We start from the raw sequence: 19,089 nt of genomic DNA, 5'->3' as shown, positions 1-19,089 counted from the left end.
TCCGTTTTTACAATGAAGAGCGTCTGCAAATCAAATTAAACAAGCTGACCCCTATAGAATACAGGCGTCAGCTTGCGGCCTAACGGCCGGGGTTTTTCTTACTGTCTACAAAATAGGGTCTTGACCACCTGATCTGGATGATACCAGCGTAGGAAAGCGGATGACGATTGAAAAAACAGCTGATGATTTCCTGTTTTTACTGCCGCTCCTCTTTTCACGGGGAGCGGTTTTTTATTATGGTATGAACAAAATTTGGTCGTATTGATATTTATTAATACGGAGAGCTTCTCGATCGTATGAAACAAAAAAGAAGAGAGGGTAATGAACGCTCATATCGTTTTTCCGTAAAGGGAACTTTTCGCGTGACTCCAACAAGATATGTGAAACAAGCGAAAACAGGAGGAGAGAGGAACTGCATGATTAACCAACATGAAAAGGATCAGAAAATCAGTCAGACAGACCGCGCAACTCGGACTAACGATTCAACTCCAACCAACCAGCTAACCCATACCGACCCCAATCTCTTATCACGTATCACCCAGGAAATAAACCGCCGTCAGGACGAATACCTTGCACTGGTTAAAAAACTGATTTCTTATCCAACAGTCAGTCCACCAGCCCGCAATACGGTTGAGGCTCAGGCCTTTCTGCAGCAGTATCTGGACAACCTGGGTTTTGAGACAACCAGTTGGGACGTATACCCTAATGACCCCAATGTCGTCGGTATCCTTACCGGCACACAATCGGACAGTTATCAGAGCTTGATCATCAACGGGCATATGGATGTGGCCGAAGTGGGGGATGACTCGGAGTGGACGCATTCACCGTTTGATGCTGTCGTTCGTGACGGATATCTCTATGGCCGAGGGACGGCAGACATGAAGGGCGGCTTGGCAGGCGCATTGTTCGCCATCAAAGTGCTGTGTGATCTTGGAATTGAGTTAAAAGGTGATCTGCAATTTCAGTCGGTGATCGGAGAGGAGGCAGGTGAGGCAGGGACGTTGTCTTGCATGGAAAAAGGCTACCATGCGGATTTTGCCATCGTTGTCGATACGAGTGACCTGCATATTCAGGGGCAGGGAGGAGTGATTACCGGCTGGATTACGATTCAGAGTAAAGAAACCTACCACGACGGCATCCGGGCTAAAATGATCCATGCCGGCGGAGGGGTCAAAGGCGCGAGTGCCATTGAAAAAATGATGAAAATCATCGCGGGCCTGCAAGAGCTGGAGCGTCATTGGGCGGTGACGAAAAGCTATCCAGGTTTTCCGGCGGGTACGAATACGATTAATCCGGCCGTGATTGAAGGCGGTCGTCATGCGGCTTTTGTGGCGGATCGTTGCGCGTTATGGATCACCGTGCATTTCTATCCGAATGAAAATTATGAATCAATTATAGAAGAGATTGAATCACACATCTGTCGCGTGGCTGATGCTGATCCGTGGCTGCGGGAGAATCCACCTGTGTTTCGCTGGGGCGGCAAGTCGATGATTGAGGAGCGGGGAGAGATTTTTCCATCGTTGGAGATCGATCCGGACCATCCGGGGACACAGCTGTTGGCATCGGTTTGTGAGCAGGTGAGTGAAGAGAGAGCGACCATCGGGATGACGACCACGGTTACCGATGCGGGCTGGTTAGGCAGAGCGGGGATTCCGACCGTTTTGTTTGGGCCGGGGAAACTGGAGGATGCACATGCCGTGGATGAGAAGGTAAGTGTGGAGCAGTTAATTCAGTTTGCCAAGGTGATGGCGATTACGATCGCGGAGTGGTGCAATCGAAAAAAGTGATGCATCTGATCTGTTTTTTCCCCTTTCTTCTATCTAGATAACTGTCTAAACTATAGAAAGAGCAGAAAAATCCAGAAGAACGTGAAACAAGAGGAGGATTCCCGCATGAACGACCTGCGTTTTCCGATCGGTCCATTCCGCTATGAGGGACCAGCTGCACCGGAGCAAATCCAAGAATGGATTCAAACCATCCAAGACACACCAGCCAAACTGCGTCAGGCGGTTGCGGGGCTGACAGATGACCAGCTTGACACACCTTATCGACCTGAGGGCTGGACGGTTCGACAAGTGGTTCATCATATGGCAGACAGTCACATGAACAGTTTCATCCGGTTTAAACTGACGCTGACAGAGGAGACACCTACCATTCGGCCTTATGAGGAAGCGCGTTGGGCAGAGCTTGGCGACTCACGCGAGACACCAATCGAGATGTCGCTTGCCCTGCTCGATGCCCTGCACCAGCGTTGGACCATATTGCTCACATCCCTTACCGAGGAACAATTCCAGCGCGAGTTCCGCCATCCCGAGCACAACGCCCTGTTTGATTTGAAAAAAGCGTTGGCCTTGTACGCTTGGCACAGCGAGCATCATATTGCTCATATCACGACATTAAAAGAGCGGGAAGGCTGGAAATAGCGTAGGGATGTACGGCGACCAGGCGTGGAGCCAGTGGACGTTCACATAGATACATACCAAGTAGAAGGAGGCCACATCCAGCCCCAATAAAAAAAGCCACAAGGAGATCCATCCTTATGGCTTTTCTTATGTATGGGCCAGTGGCAACTGTACATGAAACACTGTACCCACATCGATGGTGGATTCGACCTCGATGCTGCCACCCATGAAGTCGACCAGTTCCTTACAGATCGCTAACCCCATGCCTGTGCCTGTTTCTTTTGTGGTGAAAAAAGGTTCAAAAATATTGACCAGCTCTGATTCAGGAATCCCAGGCCCGAAGTCGATAAAGCTCGTTACCATGGTCTGATTCTCTTCATTGATGCCGGTTTTGACTTTAAACAGGCTGTTGTTCGGACTTGCATCAATCCCGTTTTTAATGATGTTTAAAAAGATCTGCTCGATATAGGTCGGGACACCGAGAATCTCCACTTCACCATGATGGTATTCAAAATCCAGCGAGATCGATTTTTCCACGGCATAATAGCGCGATAATTCCTGTACGCGGTGGAGGATGTCTGAGATGTGGAGTGTAGTGATCTCTTTTTTGACGGCTTCGCTTTTGCGGGCCAGCAGCAGGAAGTCATTGACCAGACTTTCGATCTGATCCAGCTCATTTTTGCAAAGGTCCAGGTAAAAAAGGATGTCGTCCTTGTTCACCGTATCTTTGTTGAACAGTTCCTTCATAAACTGCAAAAATCCCTGTACGGTGGTCAGCGGATTGCGGATCTCATGTGCCATCCCGGCTGACATCTGTCCGATGATCGAGAGCTTCTGCTGATGCAGGCTGGTAATCTGCTTGTCTTTCATCGGGATAAAACCCAGATAGTAGTTTTTAAAACGGGTGCTCGCCATATTGTTGATCCGTCCCGTCATAATCATCCGTACAGCCGGGTCGGGAATCATTTTATCAATGATCGGGAAGAGATGGTCAAAGATATGAATCCGAAGATTATGATTCGACTCCAAAATAACATGGGGAACAAAATCCTGATTGAGTGCGGCCTGCAGACCCTCCTGGTAGGATTCTTCGGCAAGCGCTTCCGCAAATCGTTCAAAACCATCGTCATCAAGCAAGAGACTCTGGATGCAATTAAAAATAAGACCTTCCAAACTCCGCTTCAAGGCCTCATGGTTATTGGAATAGTAGAGCGCATATTCGCCCTGCAACTCTAGCATGTCATGAAAATGATGCTCGACTATCGACGGAATACTACATATTAAGACATCTAATAATTCTTTGTTCATATCTTCGAGCCTCATAATATCCCCTAAATTCGTTCGTTATTACTATTATATTAGCATTTCTTGTCAAACTTTCACAGAGAGAAAGGCTCTTATTCTATTGTTCCAATTACCATATCATTGAAAATATTCTTTCATTATCCTAACATTTATATTATATTTATGATAGATTCTGGTTTGTTATTTATTTATGTATGAAAACATGAATGGAGGAAGGGAAATGATGAAGAACAAAGCGGTTTTCTATCTGCTCTCTGCCGCTACGTTTGCCAGTGTATTCTCCGTGACTTCGACACCTGTGGCAACGAGCAAAGCGTATGCAAGTGAAAGCGTAACCAATGAACAAATTCCATCTGCTGAAGTATCGGTTGATGGGGCACTCCGTCCGATCGTATTTGTCCCAGGTACCGGCGGTGTTCAGTTCAACGGCAGCAGCAACAGCTATAACTACGATGAGACACAAGTATGGGTAGATCGTTGGTATGGCACCTATATTGATGATGATGAGCTTCTCTACCATCTTCAATTGCAACCAGATGGCCGAACACTGCTTAACAGCGCGGCAGGTACATATGTACACCGGGGCAATATCAGTGCCTATCAAGACCACCTGCAAGGCATCCGTGAAGTAGGGGATCAGCCGATCTACGAAAAATTCATCACAGACCTTCAGGCAAAAGGCTACGTGGCGGGCCGCACACTGTTTGGTGTCGCATATGACTGGCGTCTGCGCTACAGTGATCATTTTGCGATGATGAAAAGCCGGATCGACTACGCACTCTCTCAATCTGGCTCCGATAAAGTCTACCTGATCGGTCACAGCCAAGGGACGCAAATCATTAAGCACTTCCTCGAAATGAACCCGACCTATCAAGGCAAAGTGGCAGGCGCTGTCTTCGTCGGTGCGCCTAACCTTGGGGCAGCCAAAGCGGTACGTGCTTCTTCTAGCACGCTTGGCGGCTATGACATGGACGCTTACTATTTTGGTCTGGGAATCAGCCCGATGACCGGATACGAAATCAGCAAAAACAGCCCGTCTCTCTACATGATGAGCCCACCGCTCAAGGGCGAATCCGAACTGCAGCGCACAACCGCCTACGCAGGAACGGTAATCGAAAAAGAAGTCTGGATCGACGGCTGGGGCAGTGTGACCAAGGAAACCTATCTGGCACCATCCCGTACACCAGAGGCAGCTCACACACTTGCCAAGACCTATCAATACAACAATGCACTTGAGAGTGAAGCAGACAGCGCGTACGTCACATGGGATTCCCAAGCGGCTGTTCCCGTACCGTTCCACAGCATCATCGGAACAGGTGCTTCGACCGAGGTGAGCTATGCGGTAGTCAAAACCCATTCATTCTGGAATGGCGACTACACGGACATCGAGTACCGCTATGCAGACGGTGACGGTACGGTTCCGGCGTACAGCTCCAACCCGAGCTTTACACACTCAACCAATATTACGGCTACCTATATCACAGACACAAGCGGTGACGGTATCCACGTCGACATGCTTGACCCAGGCTCCAATACAGCGATCTACGCCCTTCCACATATCATGAACTTTATCAATGGCAAAGGTGCATACGCTCCAACCGCTTCTTCTTTGGTGAGCGATGAGCAAAAAGCGGACGCCCAAGCGCCACAAGCTATGGATGAGCGTGGTGTGAGCAAGGACAGCAAAGCGGCTCTGAAAAATATGACCCGTGACGCCCTGTCTTTCGTCACCCAGCAGCTTGACGGCGAATACGTCATCTCTGTGACAGACAAAAAGACCGGAAACCAAGACAAATTCACCATCACCGTCACAGAAAAAGGCGGCGCTGTCATCCAACGCGAAGGCGATGCCACAGATGCCCTCGGCTATGCCAACCTGCTCAACAGCGACAAAGGCGAAGCTTCCCTGCTTGGTATTCAGATCGTCGTCGACTCGGCTAAGGATTATGATATCGAGCTTATTTCCGGCAAAGCTGACGCCGAGTTCTCCCGCAAGCTCTATCAAACCAGCACCAACGAAGGCGAGAAAACCAAGCGCAAGTTCTTGGAGCCTTTGAAAGTGAAAAAAGGTGAGAAATTGAAAGTGAATGTGAACAAAGGCGAATCCACGTTTGAGCTGGAAGGCAAAAAGGTGAATGAGCGCGTGAAGCCTGAGTAAAAAAAGATAGAATAATGGCTTAAAAGAGGACGAGACCGTTTTCCCTTTGGATGTGGGGAAACGGCCTCGTTTTTTACTTCTATTCTTTATGATCCGCCTCTTCATAAGCGGTTACAATCAGTTGCTCAAGCTTGTACAAGTCATCAATAGAGCTAAGATAAATCCGGCTTGCCCCATTCCCTTTTGGCGAATCTTGTACAGTGAATTCTGGTGCCAGTTCCCCGCAACTTTTCTTGCAAACCCCTTTGTCTTTTTCTAGCATAATAGATAAAAAGGGGAGTAGCATATGTACGCACGCACTTTCTCAGGAACCGTTCATGGTATAGATGGCATCACCGTTGCAGTCGAAGTGGATCTCGCGAATGGCCTGCCCCAGTTTGATATCGTCGGCCTTGGCGGTTCAGCCGTCAAAGAATCCCGCGACCGCGTAAGAGCCGCACTCCGCAATGGCGGCTTTGAATTCCCAATGAAGCGGATTACGGTCAATCTGGCTCCTGCTGATCTGCGAAAAGAGGGTTCTGCCTTTGACCTGGCGATTGCTCTGGGAATCCTGCTTTCCTCCGAACAGCTTCCTTTGCGCAACGAACGCACGATGATTCTGGGAGAACTCGCCCTGGATGGGTCATTACGTCCAATCCCCGGCGTACTGCCTATTTTATTAGAAGCCAAAAAACAAGGCTTCACACACGCCCTGCTTCCAGCTGGTAATGCTCAAGAAGCAAGGTTGGTTGAGCTGCAGGTGATGCCGGCACATAATTTAAAGGAAGCTGTGAGTTACTGGAAGCCTGCAAAAGAAAATAAGGACAACGGAATAGACGACTGTTCAGATTTTACAACGAACACCCCGCCTACCATCCACATTACCAACCAACCTGACCCTGATGCCCAATATCATCCACGCGCCGATGATTTACAACCATCATCTTCAGCCCCATTCCAGCCGCCTCACCATTCCAAATACAACTTCTCAGACGTGATTGGTCAGACCTTTGTCAAACGAGGCTTGGAGGTAGCAGCCGCTGGTTTTCACAACGTCCTGTTAGTCGGCCCGCCGGGTTCTGGCAAGACATTGTTAGCCAACTGTCTGCCTACCATCATGCCGCAGATGACGCGGGACGAATCCTTTGAAGTGACCAAAATCTACAGTATCGCAGGTTATCTCACCCACCGTAGCGGCCTGATCCAAGAGCGTCCCATACGCTCTCCGCACCACACGATTACATCCGCCGCATTAGCCGGGGGAGGGGCACAGATCCCGCGTCCCGGTGAGTGTAGTCTCGCTCATGGCGGCATTTTATTTTTGGACGAGATCCCCGAGTTTTCCCGTCATGTCATCGAGGTGCTGCGCCAGCCGCTGGAAGCAGGACAGATCACCATCGGGAGGGCCAAACAGGGTTATGTATTTCCTGCACAGTTTTTACTGGTTGGTTCGATGAATCCGTGTCCATGCGGCTTTTACGGAACACGTGCCCAGCAGGAATGCACCTGTTCCCCCCAGCAGATTCACCGTTACCGCTCTCGGATCTCCGGACCGATATTGGATCGGATTGATATTCACTTGGAGGTCCCGCGTGTCGCAGTCGACTTGTTAGGGGAGCGGCAGGTGGAAGAGTCATCGGAGTCGATCCGAGAGCGTGTCGAGCGGGCGCGGCTGATGCAGGCGGAGAGATTTCAGGGACGCAAGGGGTTCTGCTACAACAGCGGCATGACAGGCAGTGATCTTCGCAAGTACGTTCCGATTGATAGAGACGGACAGGAGCTGATGAAGCTTGCTTTTGAAAAAATGGGGCTGAGTGCTCGCGGATATGACCGCATCATCAAAGTAGCGCGTACGATTGCCGATTTGCAGGGGACAGAACAAGTCGAGTCCACTCATGTGGCGGAGGCGATCCGGTACCGTGCCCTTGACCGTGGGGGAGTCAATGGTACCTACTCTTACTAGAAAAAAATTGATATAATGGGAGAAAAGGTTTTGGGACACCCGCAGCCTGCATGTATATCTAGGGAAGTGGTGCACATGGTTATGAACGAAATGCCGTGGTTTCAATCTTTTCTCCAAACGAACAAAGATCAAATTATTGAGAATTGGCTAAACCGAGTCGAACAGGAACTACCCGGCCGTTATCATACATCGATTCTGCGCAACAATGGCTTGGCATACTTCCAGATGCTGACCGAATTAGACATTCCCGAGGGGGAGCACTCGTCATTTGAATTCATCCCCATGTTATGCAAGTACCACGCCCAGCAACAGACCCCATTGACCTATCTGTTGCATAGCTCACATATGTGGCGCGAGGCTATTTTGGATTGCATCGAGAAGCATTCCATGGAGACCGATTTGTCAGGGGCTGATATCCTGTCTGCCAGCCGCGAGATACATAGACGGATTGATAAGATCCAACAGATGATCTGTGAGAGCTACTCGGATTACAGCAAGCACCTGCTCGAGGAGCGCGACCAGACTATACATGAGCTTCATAAAGACCGCTTAAGTCTGTTGGGCAAAATGGCCGCCAGCATGGTTCACGAATTGAGGAACCCGCTGTTTGCCATTGAGGGATTTCTAAAAATGATCCGCGGTACCCTTTCACCAGAAGGCTTGGCCAGCGTGGAAACCTATCTGGATATTATTCAGCATGAGTTTAATGGCTTGTATGGCCATATCTCAGGTTTTTTAAGCTTCTCCAAAAATAACGAGGTGGAGGAGGTCACGGTGATCTGTACCACGCAGGACATCATTGACAACGTCATGCGCCTGATCCATCCGCGTCTGCTGAATGAACAGGTGGATATACAGGTAGAGATTAATTCAGAGTCGCTCATTGAGGCACAGAAGACGGCAATCCAGCAGGTATTGTTTAACCTGATCAGCAACAGTATAGAAGCTCTGGAGCATGCCGCCTATCCGAAACGGATTACCGTGAACAGCTATGAGGATGAGACCCATCTCTGGCTTTTTGTCGCTGACAACGGCACAGGTATTCCCGCTGAGCTGCAAGACCGCCTGTTCGACCCATTTGTCAGCAGCAAAAAAAGCGGCACAGGCTTAGGGCTTGCCATCTGCAAACAGATCATCGAGAAAAATCATGGCAAAATCGAGCTTGTACCAAGCCAGACAGGTGCGATTTTTCGTCTCAGCCTGCCAAAAGCGTTGCCAGACGAACGGACAGGGGAACAGACAGACTGGCGCTCAACCGAACAAGCAGGGCAACCAAGTGAACCAAGCACAGTCAAAGAAGAACCTGGCCGGACAACCGTATAAACCATGCTTACAGCAAAGAGACGACCACAGCCCATGTCGTCTTTTTTTATAAAAAAACAGCAAGAAACCGATTGCGTGTGCGCATGTTGTTCGCATATAATGAGAACAAACGTTCTGATTATAAGAACAAAACGCGAACGGAGGAATCTGCAATGGTGCGTGAGTTGAATCGTTACTTAGCTTCGGGACAGTTGGTTGAGATCATTTATCTGGATCGTACGGGAAAAACCAGTCAACGCAAACTAAAGCTTGCATCAATCGAAGGCAACAAGGTTAAGGCTTTTTGTTTTACACGGCAAGCAATTCGTCAGTTTAATACCGATCATATTCTGGCAATCGCACCAGTTCGGAATCGTCATGTGAGTTAATCGGTAATTATGGTTTTCTTATGGCCCTTGATTCAGTACAATGGTAGGTGATGCTACGACTAGAATGTAAGGGCTGATTATTTGTGAATATCTTAACCGCTGAAAATATCTCCAAGAGCTTTGGAGAAAAAGTATTGTTTGAAAATATCTCATTTACCATATCCGAGCAGCAACGAATCGGGATCATCGGCGTCAACGGGACGGGAAAATCCACCTTGCTCAAGATTATTGCGGGAGTAGAGACTGCCGACACGGGCAAGGTTCTTCACGCCAACCGTTTTCAGATCGAATATCTGCCGCAGAATCCGCAGTTTGATCCCGCTTCTACGGTGCTGGAGCAGGTCTTCTACGGTGACACACCATTGATGCAGGCCCTTCGTGATTACGAGCAGGCGCTCTCCGACCTGCAAGATCATGCAGACGATGAGAAGAAGCAAGCACGCCTGTTGTCATCGCAACAACGCATGGACGCACTGAATGCATGGGATGCGAGCACCAATGCCAAGACGGTCTTGACCAAGCTTGGGATCACTAATTTTACTCAGCCCGTCGGTCAACTCTCCGGGGGACAGCGCAAGCGGGTAGCGATGGCGCGTGCGCTGATCCAACCGGCAGACTTGCTGATTCTTGACGAGCCGACCAACCATATTGATAACGATACGGTTGAATGGCTGGAGAGTTATCTGTCCAAGTTCAAGGGTGCGCTCCTGTTGATCACCCATGACCGTTACTTCCTGGATCGTGTGACCAACCGTATTCTGGAATTGGATCGTGGCAAGCTCTACAGCTATGAGGGCAACTACGGAACCTTTTTAGAAAAGAAAGCAGAGCGGGAGGAGCATGAGGCAGCTGCAGAGAGCAAGCGGCAAAATCTCCTGCGCCGTGAGCTGGCATGGCTGCGACGTGGTGCCAAAGCACGTACCACCAAGCAAAAAGCCCGTGTCCAACGTGCCGAAGAGCTCCGCGACCGCAAAGTGGACGGGCAGCAAAGCAGCATGGATATCGCACTGGGTGCAAGCCGACTCGGTAAAAAAGTGATGGAAGTAGAGAATATCAGCAAGTCTTACGACGGCAGACAGCTGGTGAAGGATTTCAGCTACATTTTTATTCCGGGAGACCGTATCGGGATTATCGGACCGAACGGCAGCGGCAAATCCACACTGCTGAACATGCTTGCGGGACGTATCCAGCCTGATTCAGGTGTCATTGAGGTAGGCCAGACCGTTAAGCTGGCTTACTATACGCAGGAATCCGTTGAGATGGATGAGCAGATGCGTGTGATCGACTATATCAAAGAAGTAGCAGAACGTGTCCAGCTGGCCGATGGCTTTACCGTTACCGCGTCCCAGATGCTGGAGCGTTTCCTGTTTACTCCGAGTGCCCAGTGGACTCCAATCGGTAAGCTTTCCGGTGGAGAACGCCGCCGTCTCTATTTGCTCCGTACCTTGATGGGTGAACCGAATGTACTCTTCTTGGACGAGCCGACCAACGATCTCGACATCCAGACGTTGACGATTCTCGAAGATTATCTGGAGAATTTCCCTGGAACCGTTGTGACAGTCTCTCATGACCGCTACTTCTTGGACCGGACCGTGGATCATCTGCTTGCATTTGAGGGCATGGGACAGATTCACCATTACAACTGCAACTACTCCGAATACCTCGAAGAGAGCCGCATCGAAAAAGAAGCCGAAGCAGCGCTTGAACGCAAACTGGAAAAAGAACAGAAGCAAGCCGATGAAGCCAAGCAATCAGCCAACCGTGGTAACCGTACCAAAAAGCTTTCCTACAAAGACCAGAAAGAATGGGACGGAATCGAAGAAAAGATTGCGGGTCTGGAAGAGCGTCTGACCCAAATCCGCCGCGAGATCACCGAGGCTGGCAGCGACTTTGAAAAGGCACAGAAATTATTCGATGAAGAGCAGCAAGTAAATGCAGAATTGGAACGTACGATGGAGCGTTGGACGGAGTTGGCTGAGCTGGTCGAAGAGATTGAGAGCAGCAAATAGCAAAAAAGGACCATTCTCCCGGGCTGGAAGAATGGTCCCACACTCCATTTCCTTGCTCAAAAACGACTTTTCTTCTATCATGTTGAACAGAATCCACTACTTCATAAAGTTTTAGAAAAATTTGACATGATTTGCTTGCGCTAACTCCTAAATTTTGTATAGAATTTTACTAAAGCTATGCATATTCTTTACAAAAAGAACTTGAGTGCAACGGATGTTTGTGCCTGATCAAAGGTCTAGGAGTCGGAACTATGAACCTAATTGAATGGAAAGAAAAATTGTTGCCCCTGTTCCTCAAGCAACTGGAGACAGCCTTGGAAACTCATTTGGCAGAAATCGAGCTGGACGTCAGGGTGTCTCAGGGATTGGAAGGTATTGAGCAGATTTATTGTGATCTGATCAAAGAGGGTGTAGAGAAGAATTTTCATGCACTCTTTTTTGAAGAGACGGATTATCAGCAGTATAAGATGGAAATGGAAGCCAAGTGTTATGAAAGAGGACATGCTTATGCCGAGGGAAAACAGATCAGCAAGGAATTGATCTTGAAGTTGTCACATAACCTGCGTATGCATGTGATCAGCAACATGTACCGTGTCATGGATAGTCTTGGGGTCAGTTCTGTAGACTCGGCGATCAAAGACTTCTTAATTGAGCGGCAGTTTGACCTGTCGGGAACCCAGCTCAATGGGATCGTGCTAGGTTATCTGGATGCGCGTGAGTACCAGATCCATCGTCTCAGCATGCAGACACAGAATATCATGGGACATATGGCGGCTGGGGTCGCCCATGAGATCCGCAATCCGATTACCTCTTTTCAAGGCTTTTTGCAACTGATGGAGAAAAGCGTGGAGCAGAGAAACGTTGATCCGACGATGTTTTTACACTACATACAGGTCTGCAAAGAGGAGATTGCCTCTCTAGAGGGATTAGTCAAAAACTTTTTAATCTTGTCGAACAAGAATGACACGATAAAAAAAGAGCTGGGCCCCGTCAACTTGACCTCCACCCTTCATCGGGTCTATGAGATTGCGAAGTCTTTTGTCTATGAGAAAAATGTATATATGCATTTTTACTATCCGCAAGATCAGTGTTGGATTAACGGAGTGTCCTCTTACGTCGAGCAGATCTGTCTCAATCTGATCAAGAATGCCATTGATGCCGTGGACGAGGGCGGGCATCTGTTTGTGGAGACGGTGATGGATCATTCCAATGAACAGATGGTTATTATGTTCCGGGACAATGGGCGTGGGATTCCTGAAGGGCGTCTCAAACATATTTTTGAACCTTTCTTTAATACAACAGAAAAAGGAACGGGTATGGGCATGTCCATCTGTAAACGGTTGGTGGAAGAGATGAAAGGGACGATTGCAATCGAGTCCCTGATCAACCGAGGTACCAAGGTGGAAGTCCGATTACCGCTGATTTCAGCAGTCTCTTCTCTATGAAGAGGCTTTTTCTTTATGGGAAAATGTGCTTGATGGAACAAAAATTTCTGGTTTATTTGCAACTTATTGGGCATATATTCCGTCTAGACAGCGTCAAGAAGCACAACGGAGGGATTAAGAAGATGAATATGAAAACAAACCAGAAAAACAACCTGAAAAATCATTCTGCAAAAATCATTCGTACTCTGACAGTCAGTGCTTTACTTGTTACGGGCGGATTGGTAACTCCTGAACTGGCCTCATTCCCGACGGCCAACGTACATGCCGCTTCCCCTCAGGCTGCGTTTAGCCAGGGGGCTGGGTTTCAAGCAGGGGCCTATGACAAATCGGCTGCCCAACCATCTTCCTTTAACTGGACACGTCAATCCCGTTATGTAGCACCAGCCAATCCAGTAGAAAAATGGGCATTCCTGACTGGTCGGGAAGTGATCGCAGCACCGGTCGTCGGTCGTGACGGTACCATCTATCTCGGAACAGGGGCGTGGGGCGGCGAGCTGTATGCAGTCAAAGCCAACGGCACGCAAAAATGGGTGTTCCCTGTAGATGGTGATATCAAATCATCCCCGGTCTTGGGTGCGGACGGTACGATTTATGTAGGAACTTCCAATAAGAAGCTGTACGCAATCAACCCGAACGGTACGCTCAAATGGACGGTAACATTGCAGGGAGAGATCACATCCTCGCCATCCATCGCAGCAGATGGAACGATTTATGTAGGTACAGGCGACCGCCTTTTATATTCATTTGACCGCTATGGTAAGAAAAAATGGAACTATCCAACCAACGGACAGATCACCGCATCTCCGGCGATCAGCGCGGACGGTACTGTCTATTTCGGTTCGGTAGACGGCAAGTTTCACGCCTTGACAGCAGCAGGCCGACCAAAATGGGTATATGATGTTAAATCTCCGGTTAACACGTCATCTGTCATCGCTTCAGACGGAACGATTTATTTCAGCTCCCAAGACGGTAACCTGCATGCCTTGACCAATAAAGGTGTGAAAAAATGGTCGCATCCAACAGGTACGATCATCACGCAAGCCCCTGCACTGGCAGCCAACGGAACGATTTATGTAGGAACAGCAAAAGGAACCTTCCATGCGATCAGCTCAACAGGCAAGCAGCTTTGGGTATTTACCACTGGTCATCACATCGCGGCCTCTCCGATTATCGGCGCGAACGGTCTGATCTATGTCGTTGCAGGGGACGGACGGGTTCATGCACTGACACCTTCAGGAAGCCGCAACTGGGTCTTCTCCGTGCGTGACATGTCTGTTGCATCTCCGGCAATCGGTGCCAACGGGGTCATGTATGTCGCGTCGAAAAGCGGCCGACTTTATGCGATTGGGAACAAGTAGGATCGTTTACAGGTAGTAGGATAAATAGAAGGAACGCCGTCCGTTTGCAACGAGTGATGCAGGCAGGCGGCGTTTTTATCTGTAGTCATTTCATTTATATTAATGATGAGATCGAGCAGGGTTTTCCCGATGATGAACCGAATGTTGTAACGTAGTAGAACGAAACATGCTTATGATTGATAGGTTTGCCCGGCGCCCGAAGCATCATCCGAATCCGATTGGACTGACAGCAGTCAAGATGATCGCAATCAAGGGCAACGTACTCAAGGTAAAAGGGCTGGACGCGGTCATGGGAACGCCCGTATTGGATATCAAGCCCTACTTTCCGCAGTTTGACCGGATTGAAGATGCCCGAATTCCAGAGTGGGTGGATAGACTGTTGGTCGGATATTTCTAAGCCGTTTTGCCATGGCAAGGCGGTTTTTTAGTCAAAGTAACTAGGACTAACGAATTATTGTTGAAAATGCAGAACCGTGTAAAATTTACTAGTAGTCCGCATTTTTTTACCAATCCAGAGGGAAGTGCCACTCATGAGAATATTCCAACTAGGTCTGGTCAAGGCGATCATGATACCGCTATTGCTTGCGGGAACTGCATTCCCCGGCTACGCGCATGCCAATTACAACACGACAGACACAACAACCAGCCAGACTGTGGCACCATCACCATACATGGAGTCGTTGTTTTTTAGTAACTCAGCAGACGCAATAGCGGACTTTACGAACCGTGCAGACACAACATACGCAGCATCTGGGCTCATAAGCGGAACTGCAAATACGGCGAACAGCACAAACTCGAACCTAGCCGCCCGTTCAGGCGAGCTGATCGTTCAATATAAACCTTCCAAACCACTCCCTGACCGTATCACCTCCTCCTATGACGCGACTCTGCGGATTGTGAAGCGTCATAAGCAAACCATGCTGCTCAAGGTATCCCCGGCCAAAAGCCAACAGGTCGCCGATGAATTGGCGAAGGATCCGTCCATCGCTTTTGTCGAGCCAAACTATACCTACAAGACCGCAGATACCTACACGACTGCCCGCCCAACAGACGATCCGAGGCTGGATCAGCAATGGGGGCATACCGCTGTATGTGCTCTGCAGGCTTGGCAGAAGCTCGCCTCCTGGAGCAACCCCAAAGAGCACGTGATTGTCGCCGTAGCCGATACGGGTGTGGATTTTACCCATCCCGACCTGAGCGAACGTGTGTTGGACGGATATAATACCGTGGATGATAATTACGATACATTAGATGAACAAGGACATGGAACACATGTAGCCGGGATTATCGCCGCACAGGCTGACAATGGAGTTGGAATCGCAGGTGTGGCCGGCGAGGAAGATGTCCGAATTTTGCCAATCAAAGTGCTGGATGATTCGGGTTACGGCAGCAGTTATTCCATCGCCACCGGCATTGATAAGGCGGTGGAAAAGGGTGCTGATGTGATCAACCTGAGCCTTGGCGGCAGCGGAAACAGCCGGCTGATCCAAGAATCGATCCGCAGTGCTACCGACAAGGGTGTGCTGGTCATCGCGGCAGCAGGCAACGAAGGAGTCCACACAGACGGTTACTACCCAGCCAAATTTCCCGAGGTTGTTGCAGTTGCTTCTATAGATAAGCAGCAACGCCGATCTGTCTTTAGCAACTATGGAAGTCCGATTGATTTGGCCGCACCGGGGGAGCAGATCCTCTCAACCCTGACGGAAGACGATTATGGATACGAATCGGGTACGTCGATGGCGGCACCCTATGTCTCTGGGGCGGCTGCTCTAGTCAAGCTCTCCCATCCCAACTGGACAGCCCAACAGGTACGCACCGCTCTGGAACAGACCGCGAAGGACATCGATCAGGCCGGAGCCGACCAAAACACCGGGTATGGCTTAGTTCAGATCGCAGAGGCGATCAGCTACGTACAGACATCGCCGATCCAACTGATCAGTCCCAACCCGCGGGAACAGGTGACGGGACATGTCTCGTTCCGTGTACGAATGTCACAGAATGCCCCGATCGTTCGCCTCAGCACCGTAGCGGGACAAGTGCTCGCGAGCGCATCTGTGTACAATGGAGAAGCTTCGTTCGTCTGGAACTCAGCACAGGTGGCAGATGGAGAACAGAGCTTTTTGCTGCAAGCCATGGATGCAACCAACCGTCCGATCGGTAATCCGCTCAACCTGCAACTGATGGTACGCAATCAAAATACGACAGGTGTGAGCGTCCGCGTGCTGGACGAGTATGGATACGCAGAACATGGAGCGTCCGTCTCGGTGCTTCGCTATGATGAATCAGCATCGGATGACACAGCACAATCACAAGGCTCTTACAACCTGATCGGTAGCGACTATACCAATGACCAAGGCTTGGTCTATTTTCCGTCTTCTGTTTTTCTTCCGGATGAGCGCTATGTAGTCGTCGCGGAGTTTGACAGTAGCCAGGAAGACCGGACCTATCTCAGCTACCAAGAGGTCAATGGCAACATCGGATTGATCACCCTGAACGCCTCTCATACCAAGCCAGTTACAGTAGATGTGACCGAACACGGGCGTGCCTATGAAGATGTGGTGTTCGCCTTTTCACCTGTTTTGCATGGAAAAGAAGCCACCTCTTTCATTGTGTACGTGAATAATGAAGACGAGAGTAAGGCACGGCTTCAGCTTCCGCCTGGGCAATATGTCGGCTATGCGGTGCGGATGCGAACCGATGGACAGAATTTTTTCTTGCGTCAGCCGTTTACCGTCAGGGAGGGGCAGAATGATCTGCATTTTAGTCTGACTGATGCACAGCCGCTCACCTTTTCGCTGCCGGGCTGGGCGGAAGAGGGTTACTGGTATCCGCATGAATTCAGCAGTGGAATCGACCCGGCCATCCCTGTCAAAAACGGCACAACGATCCGAACTAATTCGCTGATGATGAGCGGATACTCTCTCCAGCTGCTCCAGTCGGAAGGCTCTAGGAAGTGGAGCTATACCATTGACTCCACCCGAAAGCTGGACGGAAGCCGCCTCAACCGGATCACGGTTCCAACTGAAGCCAATCTGCGTGTACTGCCGGATGAGGATGAGAAGGTGATGGTTCATCAAGGGGATCGCGTCTTTCTTAATGTAGAACTTCATTTTGGCAAAGAGTTCGTGTTGCGCGATATGCAGCTGCTCAATCCCGGAGAGTCAACGGGCTGGGACAGACAGACCATTCGATTCCGCAATTCACTCACGAATCAATGGATCACTCCAAGTAAAAACCAGAGGCTGCTCGCGATCAACAACGAAGAGGTTACGGTCGATGACAATACCAATGCAGGTTTTCACGCTGTTGTAAAAAATGAAAAAGGAACAGAGGTATGGCGAGGCCCTGCAGATGTAGACAGCTTCACGCTTCCGGATGCCAGCCAGATCACCAGCGGATTCTACGAAGTCTGGGTGGACTTTGGCTCTGTGCCATTACCGTATGCTTCGATTTCGACGCTCAAGCTCAAAGACATTGCATTCGAGCCGCTCGATTCGATCCAGATGAGACTGATCTCCCCGAACGCAAAAGGCTTGTTGTATGTCGATGTACACGCCCTTCATCCGACGACCAGACAAGTGGTGGCCAATTACACCTATTTTCACGATTTTGCAGAAGAGGAGGAGGAGCAGAATCTCCGCGAAGTGCCAATTCAGCTGGCAGGCTTGAGTGCGGGCCAGACCTACATCATCCAGATGACCGCTTTTCAGACCGACTGGAAGGGGATTTTTGTAGAGCGGACCGTCACGCTCCCGTCCAATTCGTTTACCGTTGACCTGCGGAAAAAGCAGGAGCGGCCAAGTGAAGTCCATTTCCAAGCCGAAGCCGATACCGTGCTGCAGGTGATGAAGGGCAACCAGCCGTTGCTTGTCTTTGGGACGGCGGAGACGAACAAGACCGCCCTGCTGGAAAAAGGTGTCTACCGCATCATCGCTACCAAAACCAACGGGACGAAGCCATACCTGTACCAGAGCGAGATTACGATCAGCACAGACCGCCAGACTGTGATGATACAGCCTGATTTCAGCCGTATGAAGCCGATCAAGCTGACCTCCAAGAGTAAAAACATGACGTGGAACATAGCCTTGCGCGAGCAGAATGCCTCCGTGCAGGATGATTTCGCGGTCTTCTCACTCAAGCCGGAGCACCCAGTCTACATCGCAGAGGGGAACTATGATTTCTACGCGATTGGCATGAAGCAGCAGGGGGACTCCAATCTGCTCTATGTCTACGACACAACCCCAATACGGGATGCGGAAGGGTATCTGTTCCAACCGGATGAGTCATTCAACGTTCAACTCATCACTACCAAAGACACCCTCAAGCCAAATGAACAGGTGGAAGGCAAGGTAACCATCACGGATCACAATGGCAACCGGTTGGTCAGTCTCCTGCAGGTCACCGAAAATCCGCTCCACCACTTGAGCACACCGTTTCGCCTTCGTACCAATTCCTCTGGTCACCAAGTGCTTCACGCCTATGACGCAGAGCGCCGTGAATTTTGGCCGATCGTCGTGCAGGATTTCAAGCCAGCACTTCGTTTGGTTCAGGGAAAACAGGTGCTTTTGAACAACCAATTCGCCAGCAACTGGGAGACCTTTTCGTTCCCACTTCCGAAAAAAGCATTGGCAGGCACGTACTCACTGGAATGGGTGCTGACCCAGCCGGTTAAAATCCAGACCAAGAAGACGATTACCGTGCAAAAATAACAACGATGAAACCGCAAAAGCCTTCGGGGTGCTTCGATTCCGAAGGTTTTTGTTCTTATGAAATTTGGAC

At 49.7% G+C, this 19,089-nt stretch carries 12 protein-coding genes; 11 read left to right on the top strand and 1 reads right to left on the bottom strand.

Annotated elements, in window-relative coordinates; translation table 11 throughout:
• Positions 1-416: 416 nt before the first annotated feature.
• The gene (locus FGI41_RS05960; protein ID WP_139489017.1) at positions 417-1,787 is read left to right on the top strand and encodes an acetylornithine deacetylase; all 1,371 of its coding nucleotides are present in this window, start codon (positions 417-419) and stop codon (positions 1,785-1,787) included.
• A gap of 105 nt (positions 1,788-1,892) precedes the next feature.
• On the top strand, positions 1,893-2,423 hold the full coding sequence (locus tag FGI41_RS05955; protein WP_139489016.1) for a YfiT family bacillithiol transferase: 531 nt from the start codon (positions 1,893-1,895) through the stop codon (positions 2,421-2,423).
• A gap of 126 nt (positions 2,424-2,549) precedes the next feature.
• Here the strand turns inward: FGI41_RS05955 and FGI41_RS05950 are convergent, their stop codons facing one another.
• Positions 2,550-3,710, bottom strand: a complete 1,161-nt coding sequence (locus FGI41_RS05950; protein WP_176560136.1) for a sensor histidine kinase — start codon at positions 3,708-3,710, stop codon at positions 2,550-2,552.
• Between the two features lie 217 nt (positions 3,711-3,927).
• On the opposite strand from FGI41_RS05950, the gene FGI41_RS05945 reads away from it, so the two are divergent.
• From FGI41_RS05945 to FGI41_RS05905, 9 genes are all read left to right on the top strand, one after another.
• Positions 3,928-5,865, top strand: coding sequence for an alpha/beta fold hydrolase (locus tag FGI41_RS05945; protein WP_176560135.1), 1,938 nt, complete (start codon positions 3,928-3,930; stop codon positions 5,863-5,865).
• 286 nt (positions 5,866-6,151) lie between these two features.
• Positions 6,152-7,807, top strand: a complete 1,656-nt coding sequence (locus FGI41_RS05940) for a YifB family Mg chelatase-like AAA ATPase (protein WP_139489013.1) — start codon at positions 6,152-6,154, stop codon at positions 7,805-7,807.
• A 75-nt stretch (positions 7,808-7,882) separates the two neighbouring features.
• A complete protein-coding gene (locus tag FGI41_RS05935; protein ID WP_176560134.1) occupies positions 7,883-9,130 on the top strand; it encodes a sensor histidine kinase in 1,248 nt (415 codons plus the stop codon).
• A gap of 152 nt (positions 9,131-9,282) precedes the next feature.
• Entirely contained in the window at positions 9,283-9,498 is a 216-nt protein-coding gene (locus FGI41_RS05930) for a WYL domain-containing protein (RefSeq protein WP_139489011.1), read from the top strand.
• A gap of 83 nt (positions 9,499-9,581) precedes the next feature.
• Complete coding sequence (locus FGI41_RS05925) at positions 9,582-11,507, top strand: ABC-F family ATP-binding cassette domain-containing protein (RefSeq protein WP_139489010.1); 1,926 nt, start codon at positions 9,582-9,584, stop codon at positions 11,505-11,507.
• 251 nt (positions 11,508-11,758) lie between these two features.
• Positions 11,759-12,952, top strand: coding sequence for a two-component system sensor histidine kinase NtrB (locus tag FGI41_RS05920; RefSeq protein WP_139489009.1), 1,194 nt, complete (start codon positions 11,759-11,761; stop codon positions 12,950-12,952).
• Between the two features lie 122 nt (positions 12,953-13,074).
• Complete coding sequence (locus tag FGI41_RS05915) at positions 13,075-14,310, top strand: outer membrane protein assembly factor BamB family protein (RefSeq protein WP_176560133.1); 1,236 nt, start codon at positions 13,075-13,077, stop codon at positions 14,308-14,310.
• A gap of 166 nt (positions 14,311-14,476) precedes the next feature.
• On the top strand, positions 14,477-14,707 hold the full coding sequence (locus tag FGI41_RS05910) for a TrmO family methyltransferase domain-containing protein (protein WP_139489007.1): 231 nt from the start codon (positions 14,477-14,479) through the stop codon (positions 14,705-14,707).
• Between the two features lie 133 nt (positions 14,708-14,840).
• Positions 14,841-19,019 (top strand): S8 family peptidase, encoded by a 4,179-nt coding sequence (locus FGI41_RS05905; RefSeq protein WP_139489006.1) that lies wholly within the window; start codon positions 14,841-14,843, stop codon positions 19,017-19,019.
• Positions 19,020-19,089 lie beyond the last annotated feature (70 nt).

Origin of the sequence: Brevibacillus dissolubilis, assembly GCF_006170445.1 — a bacterium.
Lineage (GTDB): Bacteria > Bacillota > Bacilli > Brevibacillales > Brevibacillaceae > Brevibacillus_B > Brevibacillus_B dissolubilis.
This window is presented reverse-complemented; position numbering and strand designations above follow the sequence as displayed.

What these genes read in the sequence shown, in the direction of transcription:
- FGI41_RS05960 (WP_139489017.1), top strand. Translation starts at nt 417, where the DNA reads ATGATTAACCAACATGAAAAGGATCAGAAAATCAGTCAGACAGACCGC.
- FGI41_RS05955 (WP_139489016.1), top strand. Translation starts at nt 1,893, where the DNA reads ATGAACGACCTGCGTTTTCCGATCGGTCCATTCCGCTATGAGGGACCA.
- FGI41_RS05950 (WP_176560136.1), bottom strand. Translation starts at nt 3,710, where the DNA reads ATGAACAAAGAATTATTAGATGTCTTAATATGTAGTATTCCGTCGATA.
- FGI41_RS05945 (WP_176560135.1), top strand. Translation starts at nt 3,928, where the DNA reads ATGATGAAGAACAAAGCGGTTTTCTATCTGCTCTCTGCCGCTACGTTT.
- FGI41_RS05940 (WP_139489013.1), top strand. Translation starts at nt 6,152, where the DNA reads ATGTACGCACGCACTTTCTCAGGAACCGTTCATGGTATAGATGGCATC.
- FGI41_RS05935 (WP_176560134.1), top strand. Translation starts at nt 7,883, where the DNA reads ATGGTTATGAACGAAATGCCGTGGTTTCAATCTTTTCTCCAAACGAAC.
- FGI41_RS05930 (WP_139489011.1), top strand. Translation starts at nt 9,283, where the DNA reads ATGGTGCGTGAGTTGAATCGTTACTTAGCTTCGGGACAGTTGGTTGAG.
- FGI41_RS05920 (WP_139489009.1), top strand. Translation starts at nt 11,759, where the DNA reads ATGAACCTAATTGAATGGAAAGAAAAATTGTTGCCCCTGTTCCTCAAG.
- FGI41_RS05915 (WP_176560133.1), top strand. Translation starts at nt 13,075, where the DNA reads ATGAATATGAAAACAAACCAGAAAAACAACCTGAAAAATCATTCTGCA.
- FGI41_RS05910 (WP_139489007.1), top strand. Translation starts at nt 14,477, where the DNA reads ATGCTTATGATTGATAGGTTTGCCCGGCGCCCGAAGCATCATCCGAAT.
- FGI41_RS05905 (WP_139489006.1), top strand. Translation starts at nt 14,841, where the DNA reads ATGAGAATATTCCAACTAGGTCTGGTCAAGGCGATCATGATACCGCTA.